Annotated in this window: 22 protein-coding genes and 1 tRNA gene; 10 read left to right on the top strand and 13 right to left on the bottom strand. The window is 75.9% G+C overall.

Going from position 1 to position 21899, the window contains the following annotated elements; translation table 11 throughout:
* Positions 1 to 27 precede the first annotated feature (27 nt).
* The 3 genes from AC1050_RS09475 to AC1050_RS09465 all read left to right on the top strand — a co-directional run bounded on the left by AC1050_RS09475 (position 28) and on the right by AC1050_RS09465 (position 3934).
* Positions 28 to 1530, top strand: a complete 1503-nt coding sequence (locus tag AC1050_RS09475) for an MFS transporter (RefSeq protein WP_482387097.1) — start codon at positions 28 to 30, stop codon at positions 1528 to 1530.
* Positions 1531 to 1607: 77 nt separating this feature from the next.
* Positions 1608 to 2843, top strand: coding sequence for an MFS transporter (locus tag AC1050_RS09470; RefSeq protein WP_482387096.1), 1236 nt, complete (start codon positions 1608 to 1610; stop codon positions 2841 to 2843).
* On the top strand, positions 2840 to 3934 hold the full coding sequence (locus AC1050_RS09465) for a UDP-N-acetylmuramate dehydrogenase (protein ID WP_482387095.1): 1095 nt from the start codon (positions 2840 to 2842) through the stop codon (positions 3932 to 3934). Before AC1050_RS09470 ends, AC1050_RS09465 begins: the two co-directional genes overlap by 4 nt.
* A gap of 61 nt (positions 3935 to 3995) precedes the next feature.
* On the opposite strand, the gene AC1050_RS09460 is transcribed toward AC1050_RS09465, so the two are convergent.
* The 6 genes from AC1050_RS09460 to AC1050_RS09435 form a co-directional block, all read right to left on the bottom strand.
* On the bottom strand, positions 3996 to 5036 hold the full coding sequence (locus tag AC1050_RS09460; RefSeq protein WP_482387094.1) for an adenosine deaminase: 1041 nt from the start codon (positions 5034 to 5036) through the stop codon (positions 3996 to 3998).
* Positions 5037 to 5086: 50 nt separating this feature from the next.
* Positions 5087 to 5740: a response regulator gene (locus AC1050_RS09455; RefSeq protein ID WP_482387093.1), complete on the bottom strand. Its 654-nt coding sequence runs from the start codon at positions 5738 to 5740 to the stop codon at positions 5087 to 5089.
* Positions 5737 to 7014, bottom strand: coding sequence for a histidine kinase (locus tag AC1050_RS09450; protein WP_482387092.1), 1278 nt, complete (start codon positions 7012 to 7014; stop codon positions 5737 to 5739). The genes AC1050_RS09455 and AC1050_RS09450 overlap by 4 nt, the downstream gene beginning before the upstream one ends.
* A 61-nt stretch (positions 7015 to 7075) precedes the next feature.
* On the bottom strand, positions 7076 to 7921 hold the full coding sequence (locus tag AC1050_RS09445) for an ABC transporter permease (protein WP_482387091.1): 846 nt from the start codon (positions 7919 to 7921) through the stop codon (positions 7076 to 7078).
* Positions 7918 to 8835 carry an ABC transporter ATP-binding protein gene (locus AC1050_RS09440; RefSeq protein ID WP_482387090.1) on the bottom strand — a complete coding sequence of 306 codons (918 nt, stop codon included), beginning with the start codon at positions 8833 to 8835 and terminating at the stop codon, positions 7918 to 7920. The genes AC1050_RS09445 and AC1050_RS09440 overlap by 4 nt, the downstream gene beginning before the upstream one ends.
* An 84-nt stretch (positions 8836 to 8919) precedes the next feature.
* Positions 8920 to 10179 (bottom strand): pyridoxal phosphate-dependent aminotransferase, encoded by a 1260-nt coding sequence (locus AC1050_RS09435; protein ID WP_482387089.1) that lies wholly within the window; start codon positions 10177 to 10179, stop codon positions 8920 to 8922.
* A gap of 200 nt (positions 10180 to 10379) precedes the next feature.
* Between AC1050_RS09435 and AC1050_RS09430 the strand changes: the two genes are divergently transcribed.
* The 5 genes from AC1050_RS09430 (at position 10380) to rplA (ending at position 13099) form a co-directional block, all read left to right on the top strand.
* A tRNA-Trp gene (locus AC1050_RS09430) sits at positions 10380 to 10452 on the top strand.
* Between the two features lie 112 nt (positions 10453 to 10564).
* On the top strand, positions 10565 to 10849 hold the full coding sequence (secE, locus tag AC1050_RS09425; RefSeq protein WP_482387088.1) for a preprotein translocase subunit SecE: 285 nt from the start codon (positions 10565 to 10567) through the stop codon (positions 10847 to 10849).
* A gap of 73 nt (positions 10850 to 10922) precedes the next feature.
* A complete protein-coding gene (gene nusG / locus AC1050_RS09420) occupies positions 10923 to 11765 on the top strand; it encodes a transcription termination/antitermination protein NusG (RefSeq protein ID WP_482387087.1) in 843 nt (280 codons plus the stop codon).
* 82 nt (positions 11766 to 11847) lie between these two features.
* Entirely contained in the window at positions 11848 to 12279 is a 432-nt protein-coding gene (rplK, locus tag AC1050_RS09415; RefSeq protein ID WP_454050879.1) for a 50S ribosomal protein L11, read from the top strand.
* Between the two features lie 100 nt (positions 12280 to 12379).
* Positions 12380 to 13099, top strand: a complete 720-nt coding sequence (gene rplA / locus AC1050_RS09410; RefSeq protein WP_482387086.1) for a 50S ribosomal protein L1 — start codon at positions 12380 to 12382, stop codon at positions 13097 to 13099.
* 324 nt (positions 13100 to 13423) lie between these two features.
* Here the strand turns inward: rplA and AC1050_RS09405 are convergent, their stop codons facing one another.
* Positions 13424 to 14074, bottom strand: coding sequence for a hypothetical protein (locus tag AC1050_RS09405; protein WP_482387085.1), 651 nt, complete (start codon positions 14072 to 14074; stop codon positions 13424 to 13426).
* The gene (locus AC1050_RS09400; RefSeq protein ID WP_482387084.1) at positions 14071 to 14490 is read right to left on the bottom strand and encodes a DUF4383 domain-containing protein; all 420 of its coding nucleotides are present in this window, start codon (positions 14488 to 14490) and stop codon (positions 14071 to 14073) included. The genes AC1050_RS09405 and AC1050_RS09400 overlap by 4 nt, the downstream gene beginning before the upstream one ends.
* A gap of 130 nt (positions 14491 to 14620) precedes the next feature.
* Between AC1050_RS09400 and AC1050_RS09395 the strand changes: the two genes are divergently transcribed.
* Both AC1050_RS09395 and AC1050_RS09390 read left to right on the top strand, forming a co-directional pair.
* Entirely contained in the window at positions 14621 to 14914 is a 294-nt protein-coding gene (locus AC1050_RS09395) for a thiamine-binding protein (protein WP_454050883.1), read from the top strand.
* Positions 14915 to 15109: 195 nt separating this feature from the next.
* A complete protein-coding gene (locus AC1050_RS09390; RefSeq protein WP_482387083.1) occupies positions 15110 to 16249 on the top strand; it encodes a restriction system modified-DNA reader domain-containing protein in 1140 nt (379 codons plus the stop codon).
* 6 nt (positions 16250 to 16255) lie between these two features.
* Here AC1050_RS09390 and AC1050_RS09385 read toward each other — a convergent pair whose 3' ends face one another.
* From AC1050_RS09385 to AC1050_RS09365, 5 genes are all read right to left on the bottom strand, one after another.
* Complete coding sequence (locus tag AC1050_RS09385; RefSeq protein ID WP_482387082.1) at positions 16256 to 17224, bottom strand: alpha/beta hydrolase; 969 nt, start codon at positions 17222 to 17224, stop codon at positions 16256 to 16258.
* Between the two features lie 19 nt (positions 17225 to 17243).
* A complete protein-coding gene (locus AC1050_RS09380; protein ID WP_482387081.1) occupies positions 17244 to 18206 on the bottom strand; it encodes a zinc-binding dehydrogenase in 963 nt (320 codons plus the stop codon).
* 105 nt (positions 18207 to 18311) lie between these two features.
* Positions 18312 to 19133, bottom strand: a complete 822-nt coding sequence (locus AC1050_RS09375) for a maleylpyruvate isomerase N-terminal domain-containing protein (protein ID WP_482387080.1) — start codon at positions 19131 to 19133, stop codon at positions 18312 to 18314.
* A gap of 53 nt (positions 19134 to 19186) precedes the next feature.
* On the bottom strand, positions 19187 to 20350 hold the full coding sequence (metX, locus tag AC1050_RS09370; protein ID WP_482387079.1) for a homoserine O-acetyltransferase MetX: 1164 nt from the start codon (positions 20348 to 20350) through the stop codon (positions 19187 to 19189).
* A gap of 104 nt (positions 20351 to 20454) precedes the next feature.
* Entirely contained in the window at positions 20455 to 21774 is a 1320-nt protein-coding gene (locus AC1050_RS09365) for a bifunctional o-acetylhomoserine/o-acetylserine sulfhydrylase (RefSeq protein WP_482387078.1), read from the bottom strand.
* Positions 21775 to 21899: the final 125 nt, after the last annotated feature.

The raw sequence follows: 21899 nt of genomic DNA, 5'->3' as shown, positions 1-21899 counted from the left end.
AACCGCCGACCCCGACCTGAGGCCCCCGTGACCGGCGGACGCCGGCTCGGCGGGCGCGCGGGCCGGGGCGCGACGCCGCGGCTGCCCGTCGACCCGGCGGTGCAGCGCGCGCGCTGGCTGCTGATGGGGCTCTTCGCGCTGAGCGGGCTGATGCTGTCCGGCTGGCTCGCCCGGCTCCCCGCCGTCCGGGACGCCCTGGACCTGGGGACCGCGGAGCTCGGCGGGCTGCTGATCGCCGGGTCGGTCGGGTCGCTCGCCACGGTGTCCGTGGCCGGCGCGCTGGTGAACCGGTACGGCGGCCGGGTCGTGCTGTACGTGTCGATGGTCGCGTTCGCCGCGGCGTACGTGCTGATCGGCCTGGGACCGACCATCGGGTCCGTGCCGGTGCTGACCGCGGGCATCTTCCTGTCCGGCGTCGGGTTCGCCATCGGCAACGTCCCGCTGAACGTCGAGACCGCCGCGGTCGAGCGCCGGATGGGCCGCACGGTCCTCCCGCAGTTCCACGCCGCGTTCTCGATCGGGTCCGTGCTCGGGTCCGGCATCGGCGCCCTGTGCGCGGTGGCCGACGTCCCGCTGCTCGCGCAGTTCACCGCGACCGCGGTGGTCGGGACCGTCTGGCGCCTGCTCTCCGTGCCGGGCGCCGTCATCGAGTCGCTCCCCGCCGACCGCGCGGCCGCCCGGGCGGCGAGCGAGGCCCGCGCCGAGGGGCGCACGCCGCGCGAGGCCGGGATCGCCGGCCGGCTGCGGGCCGCCCGCGTCCGCCGGGTCGCCCGGCCGGGCTCCGCGCTGGGTGCCTGGCGGGAGCCGCGCACCCTGCTGATCGGCGTCGTCATCATGTCCGCCGCGCTGTCCGAGGGTGCCGCCAACGACTGGCTGGCGCTGGCGGTCGTCGACGGGTTCGACCAGGTCGAGGCCGTCGGCGCCGCGATGTTCGGCGTGTTCGTCGGTGCGATGACGGCGGTGCGCCTGCTCGGCACGAGGCTGATCGACCGGTTCGGCCGCGTCGTGGTGCTGCGCACCTCGGGCCTGGTGTCGTTCGCCGGCCTGCTGCTGTTCGGGTTCGCGCCGTCGCTGCCGCTGGCCGCGGTCGGCATCGTCGCGTGGGGCTTCGGTGCCGCGCTCACCGTGCCCCTGGGCATCGCCGCGGCGTCGGACGACCCGCTCCGGGCGGCGAGCCGGGTGGCCGTCGTGTCGGCGTTCTCGTCGACCGCGTCGCTCGCCGCGCCGCCGCTGCTCGGCCTCGCGGCGGAGCTGATGGGCACCCGGCACGCGCTGCTGCTGATCACCGTCGCGATGGTGGCCTCGGTGCTGCTGGCGAAGACCGTCCGCCGCCCCGACGCCGCCGCGCCCGCCGGAGCGGTGGGCGCGCCGGTGGACGACCCGGGCGCGCCCGTCGTCGCCACCGCCGCCCCGGTCGCGGTCCCCGCGTCGGACGGCCCCGACGGCGACCCGGCCGGCTGCGTGCCGTCCGGTAGCGTCCGTCGGGAGCACGCCGGCGACCACGCGCCGCAGCCGGTCCACCCCGCCTGACCCGCACCGTGCACGACCCGGCACGACCCGGCGCACGACACCGACGCACGACACCGACGCACGACGTGGAGCACGCGATGACGCACCCGACCACCTCGCTCGACCCGCGCACGGTCCGCACCGCCTCCGTCGCGGTGTTCACGGTGTTCGCCCTCGCCGGGTTCAACTTCTCGACGTGGGCGGCGCGGCTGCCGGCGGTGCGGGACGCGCTGGGGCTGTCCGAGGGCCAGATGGGTCTGCTGCTGCTGGTCGGCGCCTGCGGGTCGCTGGTGGCGCTGCCGCTGTCCGGGCTGGTGGTGACCCGGGTGGGCGCGGTGCGCGCGGTCGCGGGCTTCGCGATGCTGAACGCCGCCGGGCTCGTCGTCGCGGCGTTCGGCGCCTCGCTCGGCGAGGTCGTCGTGACCGCGGCGGGGCTGGTGCTGTTCGGCGTCGGCACGGGGGTGTGGGACGCGGCGATGAACCTGGAGGGCGCGATCGTCGAGCAGAAGCTCGGCAGGACGGTCATGCCCCGGTACCACGCGGGCTTCTCGCTGGGCACGGTGATCGCGGCCGGGGCGGCGGCGCTGGTCGCGCGGCTGGACGTCCCGGTGCAGGTGCACGTGCCGGTGGCGGTCGCGCTGTCGTCGGTCGTCGTGCTGCTCGCGGTCCGGTGGTTCCTGCCCGCCGGGCAGCACGCGCCCGCGGCCGACGGCGAGCACCCGCGCGCCGGCCGGTCGGTGTTCGCGGCCTGGCTCGAGCCCCGCACGCTGCTGATCGGCCTGGTCGTCCTCGCGGCGGCGCTCACCGAGGGCGCCGGCAACGACTGGCTGAGCCTCGCCGTGGTCGACGGGTTCGAGCAGACGGACGCGGTCGGCGCGGCGTCGTTCGCCGTGTTCGTGACCGCGATGACGGTGATGCGGTTCCTCGGTACCGGGCTGCTGGACCGGTACGGGCGCGTCGCCGTGCTCCGGCTCTGCGCGGGCCTGGCGCTGGTCGGGCTGCTGGTGTTCGGCCTGGTGCCGGACGACATGCTGTGGCTCGCGCTGGCCGGCGCCGTGCTCTGGGGCATGGGCGCCGCGCTCGGCTTCCCGGTCGGGATGAGCGCCGCCAGCGACGAGCCGCTGCACGCGGCCGCGCGGGTCAGCGTCGTGTCGACCATCGGGTACACCGCGTTCCTCGCGGGCCCGCCGCTGCTGGGTCTGTTGGCCGAGCACGTCGGCTACCGGCACGCGCTGCTGGCCATCGCGGTGCCGATCGTCATCGGTCTGCTGGTCGTGAACGCGGCGGCGCCGGCGCGGCAGGAGCCCGCCGACCGGCCTACGCTCGTCCCGTGACGACCGACGTGCAGTCCGCGACCTTCAGCCAGCTGACCACCCTCGGGGTCGGCGGGCCCGCGGGGCAGCTCGTCGAGACCACGACCGAGGCCGAGCTGATCGACGCGGTCCGCACCGCGGACGCCGAGGGCACGCCCCTGCTCGTACTGGGCGGCGGGTCCAACCTGCTCGTGTCCGACGCGGGATTCGACGGCGTCGTCGTGCGCGACGTGCGCCAGGACCTCACCACGCCGGACCACTCGGCGTGCGCGGGCGTCACCGTGACCGCCGTCGCGGGGACGTCCTGGGACGACGTCGTCGCGCACGCAGCGTCGCACCGGCTCAAGGGCGTCGAGGCGCTGTCCGGCATCCCCGGGTCGACCGGCGCCACCCCGGTGCAGAACGTCGGCGCGTACGGCCAGGAGGTGTCGCAGACGATCGCCACCGTGCGGGTCTGGGACCGGCAGCGCAGCCGGGTGCGCACGCTGCCGCTGGTCGACCTGCAGTTCGGGTACCGGACGTCGCTGCTCAAGCGCTCGATGCGCGCGCTGCCGTCCGAGGCGGACCCGAACGCGCCCTGGTTCCCCACGCCCCGCTACGTGGTGCTCGACGTGACCTTCCAGCTGCGCGTCGCCCCGCTGTCCGAGCCGATCGCGTACGCCGAGCTGGCCCGCGAGCTCGGCATCGCGGTGGGGGAGCGCGCCCCCCTGCCGGAGGTGCGGGCCGCCGTGCTCGCCCTGCGCGGGCGCAAGGGCATGGTGCTGGACCCGACCGACCCCGACACCCGGTCCGCGGGCTCGTTCTTCACCAACCCGGTCGTGACGGCCGACGAGGCGGCGCTGCTGCCCGAGGGCGCGCCGCGGTTCCCCGCCGGCGACGGCCTGGTGAAGACCAGCGCGGCGTGGCTGATCGAGCAGTCCGGCTTCGGCAAGGGCTACGGCATGCCGGGACCGGCGGCGCTGTCCACCAAGCACACCCTCGCGCTCACCAACCGCGGCGGGGCGAACGCCGGCGACCTGCTGGCGCTCGCGCGCACGGTGCGGGACGGCGTGCACCAGCGGTTCGGCATCACGCTGGAGCCCGAGCCGGTCGTGGTCGGCACCGCGCTGTAGCAGCGGGCCGCCGACGCGGGCCGACGCCGCCGCTGACCAGGGCAGCCAACGCGACCGTTGCTCAAACGGCGGGTTGCCCAACCGGCTCGCTGGCCAGCCACGCGTCCACGGCGGACAGCAGCCGGGCCTTCGACCCGTCGCTCGCCCGGCTCGCCCGGATCGACGCCCGCGCCAGGTCCGCCAGCTCGGCGTCCGAGAAGCCGTGCACCTCGCGCGCGGACGTGTACTGGTCGACCAGCCGGGACCCGAACAGCAGCGGGTCGTCCGCGCCGAGCGCCACCGTCGCGCCGGCGTCGACCAGCCGCCGGAGCGGGACGTCCGCGTCGTGCCGGTACACCCCGAGCGACACGTTCGACGCCGGGCAGACCTCCAGCGCGACGCCCCGGTCCACGATCCGGCGCAGCAGCGCGCCGTCCTCCGCCGACCGGACGCCGTGCCCGAGCCGGTCCGGGACCAGCGCCTCCAGCACGTCCTCGACGTGCGGCGGGCCGAGCAGCTCGCCGCCGTGCGGCACGGACGCGAGGCCCGCACGCCGGGCGATGGCGAACGCCGGGGCGAACTCCGCCGTGTCGCCGCGGCGCTCGTCGTTGCTGAGCCCGAAGCCGACCACCTCGCCGGGGCCGTCCCCGGCGTACCGGGCCGCGAGGCGCGCGAGGATCCGGGCGTCGAGCGGGTGCCGCATCCGGGACGCGGCGACGACGACGGCGACCTCGGTGCCGAGGTCCGCGCTCGCGGCCCGCGCCTCGTCCAGCACGATCTCCAGCGCGGGCGTGATGCCGCCGACCGGCGGGGCGTACGACGTCGGGTCCACCTGGATCTCCAGCCGGCCCGAGCCCTCCGCGGCGTCGTCGGCAGCGGCCTCGCGCACGATCCGGCGCAGGTCGGCCTCGCCGCGCACGCACGCGCGGGCGGCGTCGTAGAGCCGCTGGAACCGGAACCAGCCGCGCTCGTCGGCCGGCACCCGCAGGCCCTCGCCGTCGAGCAGCGTCGCGGGCAGCCGGACGCCGCGCTCGACCGCCATCTCCGCCAGCGTCGGCACCCGCATCGAGCCGGTGAAGTGCAGGTGCAGGTGGGCCTTCGGGAGCAGAGCCAGGTCGCGCACACCGCGAGTCTGCCCGACGACGCCCGCTCCGGCGCACCGGGACACCCGGCTCAGGGGGCCGGGAGCACCCCGCGCTGCATGGCGACCGTGACGGCGGCGGTGCGGTCGTCGACGCCGAGCTTGGTGAACGACCGCAGCAGGTGCGTCTTCACGGTCGCCTCGGCGATGAACAGCTCGCGCCCGATCGCGGCGTTGGACAGCCCGCGCGCCACGCCGGCCAGCACCTCGAGCTCCCGAGGGGTGAGCCGCTCCGACTCGCCGCGCACCTGCTGCACCAGCCGGGACGCCACCGACGGCGACAGCGCGGACTCGCCGCGGGCCGCGGCGCGCACCCCGGCGACCAGCTGCTCGCGCGGGGTGTCCTTGAGCAGGTAGCCCGTGGCACCGGCCTCGACGGCCCGCAGGATGTCGGCGTCGGTCTCGTAGGTGGTGAGCACCAGCACGCGCACGCCGGGCAGCTCCGCGGTGATCCGGGCGGTCGCGGCGGCGCCGTCCAGCACCGGCATCCGCAGGTCCATCAGCACGAGGTCGGGTCGCAGATCGTGCGCCGCGGCCACGGCCGCGGCACCGTCGGCGGCCTCGCCGACCACCTCGACGCCCGGCTCGACGCCGAGCATGCCGACCAGGCCGGAGCGCACCACCGGGTGGTCGTCGGCCACCAGCACCCGCACGCGCTCGTCCCGCTGGTCGTCCTGCGTCGTCACGCCGTCCCCGTCTCCGGCCGCAGCGGCGGCCGTGCCTCGTCGTCGTGCAGCGGCAGCGCCAGCCGCACCCGCGTCCCGCGGCCGGGCTCCCCGGCCACCTCGAGCGTGCCGCCGCCGGCGGTCACCCGGTCCCGCATCCCGCGCAGCCCGACGCCCTCGGCGGTACCGGGCGCGAGCCCCTGCCCGTCGTCCAGCACCTCGAGCGCGACGGCACCGTCGTCCCGCTGCAGGCGCAGCAGCACCCGGCGGGCGCCGGCGTGCTTGCGGACGTTGGCCAGCGCCTCCTGCGCCGCGCGCAGCAGGACCACCTCGGCGTCCCGGTCGGTGCGGCCGACGGCGCCCAGCACCACCTCGACCCGCACGCCGGTCTCGGCCTGGAACCGCTCGCCCAGCCGCTCCAGGGCCTCGGCGAGGGTCGCGTCGGCCAGCGCCGCCGGGCCGAAGGCGGCGACCAGCGCCCGGGCCTCGGCCAGGTTCTCGCGGGCGACCTGCTCGATCTGGGCGGAGCGCTCCCGGGCGGCGTCGGCCTGGCCGGCGTCCAGCTGCGCCTGCGCCGTCTGCGCGAGCATGACGACGCTGGTGAAGCCCTGCGCGAGGGTGTCGTGGATCTCTTGCGCCATCCGCTCGCGCTCCGCGAGGACTCCGGCGGCGTGGTTGCTCGCCGCGAGCTCCGCCTGCGCGGCCTCCAGGCGCTCGATCAACCCGGCGCGCTCCTCGGACTTCTCCGCCAGCCGGGTGATCCAGATGCCCAGCGCCAGCGCGAACGCCAGGCCGACCGCCATCTGCCCGGCCAGCTGCAGCAGGTCGCTGCCGGTGGCCCGGAGCTGGAGCGCCATCGACGCGCTGATCGCGACGGCCTGCACGGTGGACACCACGACGCCCTCGCGCAGGCTGGACGCGAAGAACCAGATCTGCGAGAACCCGATGAACAGCATGATCGAGCCGAGCGAGCTGACCCCGCCGGCCAGCGTCACCGCCGCCACCAGGACGACCAGGTACGCCCGCGTCATCCGGACGTCGCCGCGCAGCGCCCCGCGCCGGCCGAGCGCCAGGTACGCCACGAGCAGGACGGCGCAGGCCACCAGGGCGGCGACCGTCGCCCCGTCGAGCGGGGGCGCCCCGTCGACCACGACCATCGAGGCCGCGCTGATGGCGAGCAGCAGGTAGAACACGATGTCCCAGCCCAGCAGCGACCGGCGCCAGAAGTCCGCGCGCTCGGCGGGGCTCCGCTCCGCGTCGGCGAGCGCGCCGCCAGGGCGTGCCGCGGGGGTCACCGCGGCACGCCCCGGGGCGCCGGCGTCGTCATGGCGCCCAGTCTCGCGCAGCCCGGGCCGGTCAGCCGTCATCACGGCGACGCCACCGGAACGTCCGGACCCCGACCACCAGGCCGACGACCAGCCAGGCGACCAGCACCGCGGCCGTCGCCCCGTGCTGCCAGGACCCCGCGGGCTCGAGCGACGCCGCCTCGTCCGGGAGGAACACCGACCGCATCCCCTGGGCCATCCACTTGAGCGGGAACACCGACGCCACCTGCTGCATCCAGGTCGGCAGGTCGTAGAAGGTGAAGAACACGCCGCTGATGAACTGCAGCACCAGCACCACGGGCGTGACCACGGCGCTCGCGGACCGGCCGGAGCGCGGCAGCGCGGAGAACCCGACGCCGCAGACCGCGCCGGTGGCGACGCCCAGCACGAACACCCAGGCGAACGTCCCCCAGAGCGCGGCGGTGGCGGGCATCGCGACGTCGAACAGCGTCGCCGCCACGACCAGCAGCAGCGCGACCTGGACCACCGACACGACCAGCACCTGGCCGACCTTGCCCAGGAAGTACGCCGCGGCCGGCAGCGGCGTGCCGCCCAGGCGCTTGAGCCCGCCCTCGTCGCGCTCGACCGGGATCGAGATCGCCAGCGACTGGAACGAGGACAGCAGCACGCCGGTCGCGATCATCCCGGGCAGGAAGTACTGCGCGAACGGGACGCCGTCGGCGACCTCCGCGCCGTCCTGGCCGAACACCGTGGCGAAGATCGCCAGCATGATGATCGGGTACGCGAAGATGAAGACGATCGCGTCCCGCTCGCGGAAGAACCCGCGGATCTCGTACCGGGAGCGCTCGAGCCCGAGGCGCAGGGTCCCGGGCAGCCGCACCGCCGCCGGGGCGGCGGGCAGGGTCGTGGCGGTCATCGCGCGGCCTCCGTGGTCATCAGCGCGGGAGCGGGGGTGGCGGGGACGGACGCCGCCTCGTCGTCGGCGATCAGCCCGAGGTACACGTCCTCGAGCGTCGGCCGGAGCACCTGCAGCCCGGGGACCTCGCCGCCGGGTCCGCCGAGCCGCCCGGCGAGCGCGTGCACGAGCGCCGTCGGGGAGTCGGTCTGTTCCTGGTGGTGGGCGCCGCCCTCGGTCCAGCGGACGACCGCGCGCCGGGCGGAGCGCCCGCCGAGGTCGGCCGGGGTGTCCACCGCGACGACGTGCCCGGAGCGCACGACGGCGACCCGGTCGGCGAGGTGCTCGGCCTCCTCCAGGTAGTGCGTGGTGAGCAGGATGGTGGTCCCGCCGTCGCGCAGCCCGGTGACGAGGTCCCAGAACGCGTGCCGCGCCTCGGGGTCGAAGCCGGTGGTCGGCTCGTCGAGGAACAGCAGCTCCGGCCGGCCGACGATGCCGAGCGCGACGTCGAGCCGCCGGCGCTGGCCGCCGGACAGCTGCCGCGTGCGGGTGCGGGCCTTGTCGCGCAGCCCGACGGCGTCGATCACCTCGTCGGGGTCGCGCGGCGCCGGGTAGTACCGGGCGAAGTGGTGCACCAGCTCGGACACCGTCGCCTCGGCGAGGTCGTTGCTGGTCTGCAGCACGATCCCGATCCGGGACCGCCACGCGCGGCCGGCGGTCTGCGGGTCGACGCCGAGCACGCGGACCTCGCCCGCGTCCCGGCGCCGGTAGCCCTCGAGGATCTCCACCGTGGTCGTCTTGCCGGCGCCGTTCGGCCCGAGCACGGCGACGATCTCGCCCCGGGCCACCTCGAGGTCCAGCCCGTCGACGGCGCGCTTGTCGCCGTACCGCTTCTCCAGCCCGGTCACCCGGACCGCCAGGTCGTTGTCGTCCATGGTGACGAGCCTGGCCGGGCGGCCCCCGGCGCCGCGACGACCGGCGGACGGGACCGCGCGTCCACCGATCGGTGGACGCGCGGGTCAGCCCTCGGCGAGCAGGGCCTGGATCCGGCCGACGCCCTCGACGAGGTCGTCGTCGCCCAGCGCGTAGGACAGGCGCAGGTAGCCGCTCGGCCCGAACGCCTCACCCGGCACGACCGCGACCTCGGCCTGGTCCAGCAGCAGCGCCGCCAGCTCGGCCGAGGTGGTGGGCGTGACGCCGCGGTAGGTGCGGCCCAGCAGGCCCTCGACCGCGGGGTAGGCGTAGAACGCGCCCTCGGGCGCCGGGATGACCACGCCGTCGATCTCGGACAGCATCGAGACCATGGTCCGGCGCCGGCGGTCGAACGCCTCGCGCATCGCGGCGACGGCGGACAGGTCGCCCGTGAGCGCCGCGACGGCCGCGCGCTGCGACACGTTCGCGACGTTGGACGACAGGTGCGACTGCAGGTTGGTCGCGGCCTTGACCACGTCCGACGGGCCGACCAGCCAGCCCACCCGCCAGCCGGTCATCGCGTAGGTCTTGGCGACGCCGTTCAGCACCACGGTGGTGTCCGCCAGCTCGGGCACCGCGCGCAGCATCGGCGTCGACACGACGCCGTCGTAGGTGAGGTGCTCGTAGATCTCGTCGGTGACGACCCAGATCCCGTGCTCCAGCGCCCAGCGGCCGATCTCCGCCGTCTGCTCCGGGGAGTAGACCGCGCCCGTCGGGTTGGACGGCGAGCAGAACAGCAGCACCTTGGTGCGCGGCGTGCGCGCGGCCTCGAGCTGCTCGACGGTGACCTTGTAGCCCTGGTCGACGCCCGCGATCACCTCGACCGGCACGCCGCCGCCCAGGCGGATCGCCTCGGGGTAGGTGGTCCAGTACGGCCCGGGCAGCAGGACCTCGTCGCCCGGGTCGAGCAGCGTGGCGAACGCCTGGTAGACCGCCTGCTTGCCGCCGTTGGTCACCAGGACGTCGGCGGGGGAGATCGCGTAGCCGGAGTCGCGCAGCGTCTTGGCCGCGATCGCCTCCTTGAGCACCGGCAGGCCGCCCGCGGGGGAGTAGCGGTGGTTCGCGGGCTCCCGCGCCGCGGCGACGGCCGCCTCGACGATGTAGTCCGGCGTCGGGAAGTCGGGCTCGCCGGCGCCGAAGCCGATCACGGGGCGGCCGGCGGCCTTGAGGGCCTTGGCCTTGGCGTCGACGGCCAGGGTGGCGGACTCGGCGATGCCGCCGACGCGCTGCGAGACGCGGCGGGCCGGCGTGGTCGGGGCCGCGGGGGCGGGCTGGCTGGGCTGGCTGGGCTGGGCGGGCGCGCTCACCCGGCCATCCTCGCAGAGTTCCGCGGGCGGGCGCGGGGGCGTCCGCCCGCACGGCCCGCGCCCGACGTCCGCCGTCGGCGGAGCGGTTCGACCCCGGTCCGCGCGTCGCGTACAGTGGTCCCTCGGTGGTTGACGTCCGCCATGATGTGCCGCGCCCGGGCTGGTCCCGCAGCGGCGGTCACGACGGCGTCGCGATCCGTAGGGTAGTGGCGCAATTGGTAGCGCACCGGTCTCCAAAACCGGCGGTTGCGAGTTCGAGTCTCGCCTGCCCTGCTCGTGTGGTCACGGACCGCGTCTCCATCTCGAGGAATCCCTCGGGCCGGGCCCGCGGGGACATGAGGCGTCCGGCGACGGCCGGCGTCGCGAACGTAGGGGAACGGATCAGGTGAGCGACTCGGCACCCGTGGCGGCGTCCGACGCGGGCGAGCCCGCTGAGCGGACCGGTGGCGACAGGCCCGCCCGCCAGGAGAAGAAGCGCGGCCTGTTCGCGCGCATCGCCCTGTTCGTCCGCCAGGTCGTCGCGGAGCTCAAGAAGGTCGTCCGCCCGACGCGGAACGAGCTCTTCACCTACACGGGCGTCGTCCTCGTGTTCGTGGTCGTCGTGATGGCCTTCGTGACCCTGGTCGACCTGGTCGTCGGCCGCGCGACGTTCTGGATCTTCGGGGGCTGATCCTCCGCGGCGCCCCCCGCCGGGGCGCACGTCCGGCCAGCACCACCATCCGCAGCAGAAAGCAGGTTGTCACGTGTCGCAGGAATCGCAGGAGCCCGGTACGGGTGCCGCCGAGTCCGAGCTCGACGACGCCCTGGCGTCGATCGAGGCGGTCGAGGCCCCCGCGGCCGGCACCGACGAGTCCGTCGACGCGACGGACGACGTGAAGACGGCCGAGGTCGGCGACGACGCCGACGGCACCGTCGGCGAGGTCGCGGCGGACGAGGACGAGACCGAGGCCGGCACCGACGAGGGCGACGAGCCCGACGTCGAGGAGGACCCGGTCGCGGCGTTCAAGGCGCAGCTGCGGACGCAGCCCGGCGACTGGTACGTCATCCACTCCTACGCGGGCTACGAGAACCGCGTGAAGACGAACCTCGAGAACCGCACGCAGAGCCTCAACATGGAGGACTTCATCTACCAGGTGGAGGTCCCCATGGAGGAGGTCGTGGAGATCAAGAACGCGCAGCGCAAGGTCGTGCGCCGCGTCCGGATCCCCGGCTACGTCCTCGTGCGCATGGACCTCACCGACGAGTCGTGGGGCGCCGTCCGGCACACCCCCGGCGTCACCGGTTTCGTGGGCCACACCCACCAGCCGGTCCCGCTGACGCAGGACGAGGTCTTCTCGATGCTCGCCCCGACGATCGAGGCCAAGCCCACGGCGCCCGCCGCCGCCGGTGCCCAGAAGTCGGCCACCCCGATCGAGGTCGACTTCACCGTCGGCGAGTCCGTGACCGTCACCGACGGCCCGTTCGACACGCTGCCGGCCACGATCTCCGAGATCAGCCCCGAGAACCAGAAGCTCAAGGTCCTCGTCTCCATCTTCGGCCGGGAGACCCCGGTCGAGCTGTCGTTCAGCCAGGTCGCCAAGATCTGACCCTGCCCCCGGGCGGGTTCGTCAGCACTGCAACCGGGTCATCGCCCACGGCGTCGGCCCACGAGAGAAGAAAGGGTGGCTCATGCCCCCGAAGAAGAAGGTCACCGGCCTCATCAAGCTCCAGATCAAGGCCGGCGCGGCGACCCCCGCGCCCCCGATCGGCCCCGCGCTCGGTCAGCACGGCGTCAACATCATGGAGTTCTGCAAGGCCTACAACGCGGCGACCGAGGCCCAGCGCGGCAACGTGATCCCGGTGGAGATCACGGTCTACGAGGACCGTTCCTTCACCTTCATCACGAAGACCCCGCCGGCCGCGGAGCTCATCAAGAAGGCCGCCGGTGTCGACAAGGGCTCGCCCACGCCGCACACCGTCAAGGTCGCCACGCTGACCGCCGACCAGGTCCGCGAGATCGCCTCGACCAAGCTCGAGGACCTCAACGCCAACGACCTCGCCGCCGCCGAGAAGATCATCGCCGGCACCGCGCGCTCGATGGGTATCACCGTCCAGGGCTGACCGCCCGGGTACGACCCGCGCCCGGGAACCTCCCGGGCGCGGGAGTGGCAGGGCCCTGTGCGGCCCGACGACCACGACTGCTGAAGAAGAGAGAGAGCAGATGACGAAGCACAGCAAGGCGTACCGCGCCGCGCTCGAGAAGTTCGACGCGACCGAGGTCTACAACCCGCTCCAGGCCATCCGCCTGGCGCAGGCCACCTCGACCACCACGTACGACGCGACCGTCGAGGTCGCCATGCGCCTCGGCGTCGACCCGCGCAAGGCGGACCAGATGGTCCGCGGCACGGTCAACCTGCCCCACGGCACCGGCAAGACCGCCCGCGTGATCGTGTTCGCGACGGGTGAGCGTGCCGAGCAGGCCCGCGCCGCCGGTGCGGACGAGGTCGGCGGCGACGAGCTGATCGAGAAGGTCGCGGCCGGGTACACCGACTTCGACTCCGCGGTCGCCACCCCGGACCTCATGGGCAAGGTCGGTCGTCTCGGCAAGGTGCTCGGTCCCCGTGGCCTGATGCCGAACCCGAAGACCGGCACCGTGACGATGGACGTGACCAAGGCTGTCACCGACATCAAGGGCGGCAAGATCGAGTTCCGCGTCGACAAGCACGCGAACCTGCACTTCATCGTGGGCAAGACGTCGTTCTCCGACGTCCAGCTGGTCGAGAACTACGCGGCGGCGCTCGAGGAGATCCTGCGTCTCAAGCCGTCCGCGTCGAAGGGTCGCTACATCACCAAGGCGACCGTCTCCACCACGAACGGCCCCGGCATCCTGGTCGACCAGAACAAGACCCGGAACCTGACCTCGGAGGACGAGGCGGCCTGACCGGCCTCCCCTCCTGACGCCGCAGGCCCGGACCCCCTCGGGGGCCCGGGCCTGCGGCGTTCGTGCGTGCGGCCCGCGCTCCGGGCCCGAGGTCGTCGCACCGGCCCGAGGTCCTCGCACCGGCCCGAGGTCGTCACAACGGGCCGAGGTCGTCACATACGAGTGACGACCTCGGTGGGATGTGACGACCTCGCCGCCGCGGAGGGCGCGGGTACGGCGCGGGGCGCCAGCGCGTGCGGATGGGTCGACGCGCGGGCTGTGCGGGGCCGCGCGACGCCGGGGGAGCCGTCCCGGCCGGCGCCGCGCGGGTTCGTGGGGCCGGGCTCAGTGCCCGGCGTGACCCGGCTGCGCGGGCAGCCCGTGGCTGCCGTGCGGGACGGCGTGCGCGCCGGCCTCGGTGGCGGCCAGCCCCGGCACGGTCACCAGGGCGACCAGCAGGGCGCCGAGCGCGAGCACGCCCGCCTGGCCGGCGCCGCCGAGGCGGTGCGGGCGGCCCGGGCGATCAGGGGCACCGGCGGCCCGCCGGCCGAGCGCCAGCAGGATCGCCGCGCCCAGGGCCAGGACCAGCGCGGCGCCTTCTGCGGCGGACGTGGCGGTGCCGGTGAGCGGCGCGCTGAGCAGCGTGGCCGGGCCGGCGACCAGGAGCGCCGCGACCGCCGCGCGCGGTGCCGGTGCGGGCCCGCGCAGCGCGAGCACCGCCCAGCCGATCGCGGTGATGCCGGCGGCGGCCAGCGCGACGCCGACCGCGGGGTGGTGCTCGAGGTGCCCGGCGCCGGTGCCGCTGGCGACCAGGCCGAACCCGAGCGCGCCGAGCGCAGCCCAGGTCCGGCCGGTCAGCGCGAGCGCACCCTCGGCGTCGGCCGCCGTGCCGTCCGGCACGACCCGGGCGCCGCCCGCCGGCCGGGAACGCGCGACCGGGTGGCCGCCGAGCAGCGCCCCGTGCGGGCGGTACCCGGCGGCGAGCGGGGCGGTCATGCCGCGCGGCGGGCGGTGGTCGCGTCCGCGGTGGCCCGGTCGGCGGCGAGGCCGACGCCCAGCAGCAGGACCGCGCTGGCGAAGTGCAGGACGTTGTCCGCGCCGTTCAGCGCCAGGATGTTGGCCGACGACCCGACCAGGAACAGCCCGAGCAGGCCGACCAGCAGGTAGACCGCCCCGACGGCGGTGTTGGCCCCGCGCGCCGCGCGGACGGAGGACGAGGCGGCACCGAGCAGCACGGCGCCGATGGCCAGGTGCACGATGTTGTGCAGCGGGTTGACCTCGAAGACGATCAGGGTGCCGCCCTCGGTGCCCGCGAAGTCGGCGCCCGAGCTCACGAAGAAGCCGGCGATGCCGACGAGCAGGTACACGGCGCCGAAGACGCCGCCGACGAGGCGGTTGGCGGACTGGCTCATGGTGATCTCCTCTGCGGGGACGTCCCCGCGGTCGGTGTCGGTGTGCGCACCGGGTTCGGAGCCCGCGGGCCGGTGGATGGGTCGGCGCGCGGACTGGACTCGGCGTCCTCGGTGCACCAGGGTGGGACGCATGCTCGTGGCGTTCTCCGTGTCCCCGCTCGGTGCGGGCGAGTCCGTGACCGAGGCCGTCGCGGACGCCGTCCGCGTGGTCCGGGAGTCCGGCCTGCCGCACCGCACCGACGCGATGTTCACGACGGTCGAGGGCGAGTGGGACGAGTGCATGGACGTGGTGCGCCGCGCCGCCGAGGCGGTGGGGCGGCACGCCGGGCGGGTCAGCCTGGTGCTCAAGGCCGACATCCGGCCCGGGCACACGGGCGAGCTCACGGGGAAGGTGGACCGGCTGGAGGCGCACCTGTCCTCGTGACGCGCGCGCGTGGACATCTGGTGCAGATGGGTGGATCCGTGGCCGGAGCCGGTCCCGGACCTGACAGACTTCGTCCGGTGGTGCGCGCACCGCGGACGCGGGCACCGGGCACGGGCGACGGCGGGTGACCGCCACGCCGCGGCGACGCGGCGGACGGTGGTCGAGCAGCGGCCGCGGGAAGGAAGCAGCGTTCTGATGGCGATCTTCGAGCTCGACGGCGGCCGCAGCAGCGTCGTCCAGCCGATGCGGCCCCGGGCCGACTCCTTCGAGGCCGAGTCCAGCACCCTGGTGGCGGACCACGTGTCCGACCTGCTGGGGGAGCAGGTGCTCACCGTGCGCGAGGGCGGCTCCGGCGGTCCGCACCTGCTCGCGCTGGACGCCCGCGCGCGCCCGGTCGTCGTCGAGGTCGTGCAGCTGCTCGACGCCGCGGGCCTGGTCCGGGCGCTGCGGCACGCCGGCGGTGCCGCCCGGCTGAGCCACGCCGACCTGGCCCGGATGTACCACGGCGGCCGCGAGGCCTTCGAGGCGGACCTCGCGGTGTTCCGCGACCGCGCGCCGTTCCTGCAGGCGCAGGCCCCGGCCCGGGCCGGCGCCCGGCTGGTCGTCGTCTGCGCGGACGTGGCGGAGGACGTCGCCGACGCGGTCGACCACGTCACCGCCACGGGCGACGTCGAGGTGCTGCGCGTCGGGGTGACGCAGGGACCCGGCGGCCGCCGCTACCTGGACGTCTCGCCGCTCACCTGGTCCGCCGCGCCGCGCCGCGCCGTCGAGCCCGGTCCGCGCACCGGCGCGGTCGCCGCGGTCCGCGCCGCCGACCAGCAGGCGCCCGCCCGGGTCACCGTCCCGCGGCGCCGCCCGGCCGCCGTCACCGACCCGACGCCGGTGGTGCCCGCCGGGGCACCGCAGCCCGCGACCGACGACCACGGGCCGCACCGGCACGCGGCGCCAGAGCCCGAGCCGGCACGCCCCGCCGCCCGGGCCGACGAGACGACGCTGATGGCGCCCGTCACCGACGACACCCCGGGCGCCGACGCCGACGGCGAGCGCCACCGGCACGCGCAGGACACCACGCCGCTGCCCGAGCTCGCCGCGCTGGCCGCCGCCGAGCGGCAGGCGATGGAGCTGGTCTGGCTGCGGGTGCGCCGCGGTCAGCGGCTGGTCGCGACCCTGCGCGCCGACGGGCTCATCGAGCTCCCGGACGGCAGCGTGCACGCGGACCCCGATGCCGCGGCCTCCGTGGCGGCCGACCTGGAGCGGCCGACCGACGGCTGGCGGGTGTGGCGGTTCGGGGACGACGGCCCCACGCTCGGCGAGGGCGTCGGCCGGGGGGGCTGACGCCGGTCAGGACCAGCCGTACGCCGCGGTCCAGCGGCTGATCTCGGCGTACAGCCGCGCCCGCACCGGCGGGGCCGACAGCGTCAGGTCGTGCAGCCCGCCGGCGATCCGCACCACGGACACCAGAGGCCCCAGCTGCACGGCGCGCCGGGCCAGCAGCTCGACCTCCAGCACGACGTCGGCCGCCCGCATGTCCTCGCTCCAGCGCGGGCTGATCACGGTGCGCGCCGAGGCCAGCATGAGCACCGGGGTGCCGATGTGCAGGCCGCGCGCCACCTCCGCGTGCCCGGCCATCACCGCCGCGAGCCACCCGGCCCGCGCCGGGAACGACGGGACCGGGCGCCAGGCGTCGTCGTAGGTCCACTCGCCGCCGTCCGCGGCCCGGAGGGTGCGCGCGTAGTACCCCGGGTCGATGTTCGGCAGCGGGGCCTTCGGCTGCAGCCGCGCGAGCCGCTGCACCGCCGGCGCGCTGATGTGCCGGACGACCGCCGCACCCTGCAGCTCCAGCCAGGGCGAGTTCAGCACCAGCCCGTGGACGCGCCCGGGGTTCCGGTTCGCCCACAGCACCGTGATCAGGCCGCCGGTCGAGTGCCCCATCAGCATCACCCGGGCCCGGGTGCCGAGGTCGCGGTGCACCTGGGCCAGCGCCGCCTCGATCTCCTCGTCGTACGTGCGCAGGTCGGTGACGTACCCGGGGGTCTGGTGCGGGCGCAGGCTGCGGCCGTACTTGCGCAGGTCCAGGGCGTAGAACGCCGCCCCCTGCCCGTGCCAGAACTCGGCGAGCCCGGTCTGGAAGAAGTAGTCGGACCAGCCGTGCACGTAGAGCACCGCCCGCGACGGGCGCAGCGGCTCCGGCGTCGGCGGCGCGTACCGGACCAGGCTGGCGACGACCTCGCCCTCGTCGTCCGGCTCCAGCTCGATGGTGCGGACGCGGTAGTCCTCGCCCAGGACGTCGGTCTGCCAGCGTCCCGCCACGTGCGCCCCGCCCCCTCGCTCAGATCTCGGCGACGACCTTGCCGAACTGGGCGCCGTCGGCCAAGCGTGCCAGGCCGTCGGCGACCCGGGCCAGCGGAACCGTGGAGTCGACGACCGGACGCACCCCCGTGCGGGCCAGGAACGCGAGCAGCTGCTCCAGGTCCTGCCGGCTGCCCATCGTCGCGCCGAGCACGGCGATCTCCAGGAAGAAGATCCGCTGGATCTCCATCCGCTCCGGCTCGCCCGTGGTCGCACCGGCGACGACGATCGTCCCGCCCGGACGCACGGACCGCACCGAGTGCGACCAGGTCGCCGCGCCGACGGTCTCGACGACCAGGTCCGCCCGTCCCGGCAGCCGCGCGCCGGGCTCGACCGCCCCGGCGGCGCCGAGCGCCACGGCCCGCGCGCGCCGGTCCGCGTCCCGGCTGGTCACCCAGACCTCGAGCCCCGCGGCCGCACCCAGCACGGTCGCTGCCGTGGCGACGCCCCCGCCGGCGCCCTGCACCAGGACCCGCTGGCCGGGCTGCGCCCGGCCGGTGGTGAACAGCATCCGGTACGCCGTGAGCCAGGCGGTGGGCAGGCACGCGGCCTCGACGAAGGACAGCTCGGCCGGCTTGTCGACCAGGTTCCACGTCGGCACGGCCACCCGCTCGGCGAGCGTGCCGGGGTAGCGCTCGGACAGCAGCGACCGCGGCTCCGCCGGGCCCACGCCGTGCCCGCCGGCCCCGCCGACCACCGCGTGCACCACGACCTCGCGCCCGTCGGGGGTCACCCCGGCGCCGTCGGTGCCGAGCACCATCGGCAGCTGCTCCGGGCGCAGGCCCACGCCGCGCAGCGACCAGAGGTCGTGCTGGTTCAGCGCGGCGGCCCGCACGTCCACCGTCGTCCAGTGCTCGCGGGGCTCCGGCTCGGGTCGCTCCCCGACGGTCAGCCCGGCCAGCGGGGAGTCGGACGAGAACGACGACACGAAGGCGGCGAGCACGCCCCGACCGTACCCCGCGCCCCGCCGCCCCCGCCGGGTCCCCGGTCCCGCCCGGGCCCTCGCCCCTGCGTCCGGCCCGGGAAGGGGGAGGCGGCGCGGGCGGGGTCAGAGGAGGGGGAGCATGCGGCCGAGGTCCGGGACGCCGTCGGAGGTGAACCGCGGGGCGAGCGCCGCCGCGAGCACGTCGACGTCGTACGGGACCCGGCCCGCGGCCAGGCGGACCCAGGTCAGCGGCTGGGCGACCTCCAGGTCCCAGCCGCCGCGCGCCCGCACGATGCGCAGCAGCTCGCCGGCGACCAGGTCCAGGGCGTCGCCGTCGAGCGGCCCGCCGGCGGTCACGCCGTCGCCCAGCTCGTCCGCGGGCCCGAGCCCGCCGCGCACGCCGGGCAGCGGGCCGACGCCGCTGCCCAGCTCCGCGCGCGACCCGGGCGCGGCGCCGCGGGCCCGGGCCAGGGAGCGCTGCAGGTCGTCGGCGTGCACGACCAGCTCGGTGATCCGGGACGCGAGCATCGTCGACAGCAGCACGGGCCCGCGGCGGGCCTGCACCACCCGGTCGGCGGGACCGAGCACGACGAGCTGGTCGAAGGCCCCGGCCACCAGGGCGTCGACCCGGCCGAGCGGGTCGGCGGCGATCTGCTCGGCCAGCTCGCGGGTGACCCGGCTGATGTCGGAGGCGCGGTCCGCGTAGCCGCCCAGGTACTCGGCGAGGCTGAGCGGCACGGTGCCGGCGGGCGCGGGCTCGCAGACCGTCAGCGCGTTCATCGCCCGGCCGAGGTGCGCGACGAGGTCGGCGACCGTCCACCCGTCCAGCACGCTCGGCACGTCCGCGGTCCCGGCGTCGAGCACGTCGCCCACCCAGGAGCGCAGCGCGTCCCACTGCCGCCGGAGCACGTCGGTCCGGCGGGCGATGTCCTCGGTGCGCGTCATGGGGTCAGCGTGCCACGGGGCCGGCGTGCGCCGAGGGCCGTGGCCGGCGCCCCTCAGCCCTCGAGGTGCGCGCGGACCAGCGGCCCGAGCTGGTCGTGCTCGATCAGGAACCCGTCGTGCCCGTACGGGGTGTGCAGGGTCTGCAGGGGCCGGGCGTGGGGGACCCCCGCGGCGACCCGGGCGGACTGCGCGGGCAGGAAGAGGCGGTCGGAGTCGACGGCGACGACGAGGGTGTCGGCGGTGATGCCGGCGAGCGCCGCCTCCACGCCGCCGCGGTCCCGGCCGAGGTCGTGCGTGATCATCGACCGGGTCAGCACCGCGTACGTGTTGGCGTCGAACCGCCGCGCGAGCTTGTCGCCGTGGTGGTCCAGGTAGGACTGCACCGCGAACCGGCCGCCGTCCAGCGGCTCCTCGCCGCCCTGCGGGACCCGGCCGAACCGCGCGTCCAGCTCGGCGGCCGACCGGTACGTCTGGTGCGCGATCTGCCGGGCCAGGCCGAGGCCGACGTGCGGCCCCTCGCCGTCCGGCGCGTCGTAGTAGTCGCCGCCGCGGAACCGCGGGTCCGCGGCGAGGGCGGTCAGCTGGGTGTGGAAGGACGCGATCTGGTCGCCGGAGGTCTGCGCGGTGGTCGCGATCGCGGCGAGCCGGCGCACCCGGTCCGGCGCGGTGGCCGCCCACTCGAGCGCGCGCTGCCCGCCCATCGACGCGCCGACCACGAGGGCCCAGGACCCGATGCCCAGGGCGTCGGCCAGCCGGAGCTCGGCGGCGACCTGGTCCCGGACCGTCAGCTGCGGGAACCGGCTGCCCCAGGGCGCGCCGTCCGGCGCGGGGCTCGCGGGGCCGGTGCTGCCCTGGCAGCCGCCGAGCACGTTCGGGGCGACGACGAACCAGCGGTCCGTGTCGATCGGCGCGCCGGGCCCGACCAGCGTCGACCACCAGCCGGGGGTCGGGTGGCCCGGGCCCGCGTCGCCGGTCACGTGCGAGTCGCCGGTCAGGGCGTGCAGCACCAGCACGGCGTTGCCGCCGTCGGGCGCGAGGGTGCCCCAGGTCTCGTACGCCAGCTGCACACCGGGCAGGTGCCCGCCGGCCTCCAGGTCGAGCGCGCCGACGTCGGCGAACTGCCGCCGGCCGACCGGGTCCCCGGCCCGCCAGGCGGAGGACGCGCGGGGCGGGTCGGTGGGCGCCGCGCGGCGGCGGGTGGTCGAGGTCGAGGGCACGGTGGATCGTCGCACGGCGGGCTGTCCTGACGGGGGTGCGCCGACGGGCGCCGTGGGGAGCGCGGCGCCCGTCGGGGTGGTGGCGGGAGGGGTCACGAGGCCGGTCAGGCCCCCTTGGCGGCGCGGAAGCCGGCGTCGAGGTCGGCGAGGATGTCCTCGATGCCCTCCAGGCCGACCGAGAGCCGCACCAGGCCGGGCGTGACGCCGGACAGCGCCTGCTCGGCCGGCGTGAGCTGGCTGTGGGTGGTCGACGCGGGGTGGATGACCAGCGAGCGCACGTCGCCGATGTTCGCGACGTTGGAGTGCAGCTCGAGCGCCGACACGAACGCCTGACCGGCCTCGGCCCCGCCGGCGACCTCGAACGCCAGGACGGCGCCGGTGCCGCGCGGGCCGTACTTGCGGCCGAGCTCGTGCTGGGGGTGCGAGGGCAGGCCGGCGTAGGTCACCGAGAGCACGTCGTCGCGGGCCTCGAGCCACTCGGCGACCCGCTGCGCGTTGGCGACGTGCCGCTCGACCCGCAGCGACAGCGTCTCCAGCCCCTGGGCGATGAGGAACGCGTTGAACGGGCTGATGGCGGCGCCGAGGTCGCGGAGCAGCTGGACGCGTGCGCGCAGCACGTAGGACAGGTTCACCCCGAAGGCCCCGCCGGAGCCGAGGTCCCGGGCGAACACCAGGCCGTCGTAGGACGGGTCCGGCTGGTTGAAGGACGGGAACCGCTCGGGGTCGGCGCCGTAGTCGAACGTGCCGCCGTCCACGATGACGCCGCCGATCGCCGCGCCGTGCCCGCCGAGGTACTTGGTGGCGGAGTGCACGACGACGTCGGCGCCCCACTCCAGCGGCCGGATCAGGTACGGGGTCGGGACGGTGTTGTCGACGATCAGCGGCACGCCGGCCTCGTGCGCGACGCCCGCGACCGCCTCGATGTCGAGCACGTCCTGCCGGGGGTTCGGGACCGTCTCGGCGAAGAACGCCTTGGTGTTCGGCCGGACCGCGTCCCGCCACGCCTGCGGGTCGGTCGGGTCGGTGACGAACGTGGTCTCGATGCCGTACCGGGGCAGCGTGTGGTGCAGCAGGTTGTACGTGCCGCCGTACAGGCTGGGGCTCGCGACGACGTGGCTGCCGGCCTCGGCGACGTTGAGGATCGCGTACGTCTCCGCGGCCTGGCCCGAGGCCACCAGCAGGGCGCCGACGCCGCCCTCGAGCGAGGCGATCCGGTCCTCGACCGCCTGCACCGTGGGGTTGCCGATCCGGGTGTAGATCGGGCCGAGGTCCTTGAGCGCGAACCGGTCGGCGGCGACGCCGGCGTCGGGGAACACGTAGGACGTCGTCTGGTAGATCGGCAGGGCGCGGGCGCCGGTGGCCGCGTCGGGGGTCTGGCCGGCGTGGATCTGGCGGGTCTCGAAGGACCACTGGGGCTGGGTCATGACGGTCTCCTGGGGCTGCGGGCGGTTCGCTTGCGGTTCTGGGCGGTGCGCACGCGCGTCGTGCCAGGAGGGTCCGGGCCGTCAGGTGCCGGTGTGCGGCGTCCCGGGGGCGACGGTCGCTGTCG

The sequence above is a fragment of the Cellulomonas sp. NEAU-ZC6 genome (assembly GCF_056844425.1).
The sequence above is the reverse complement of the archived record's forward strand: the minus strand, read 5'-3'. Positions and strand labels throughout refer to the sequence as shown.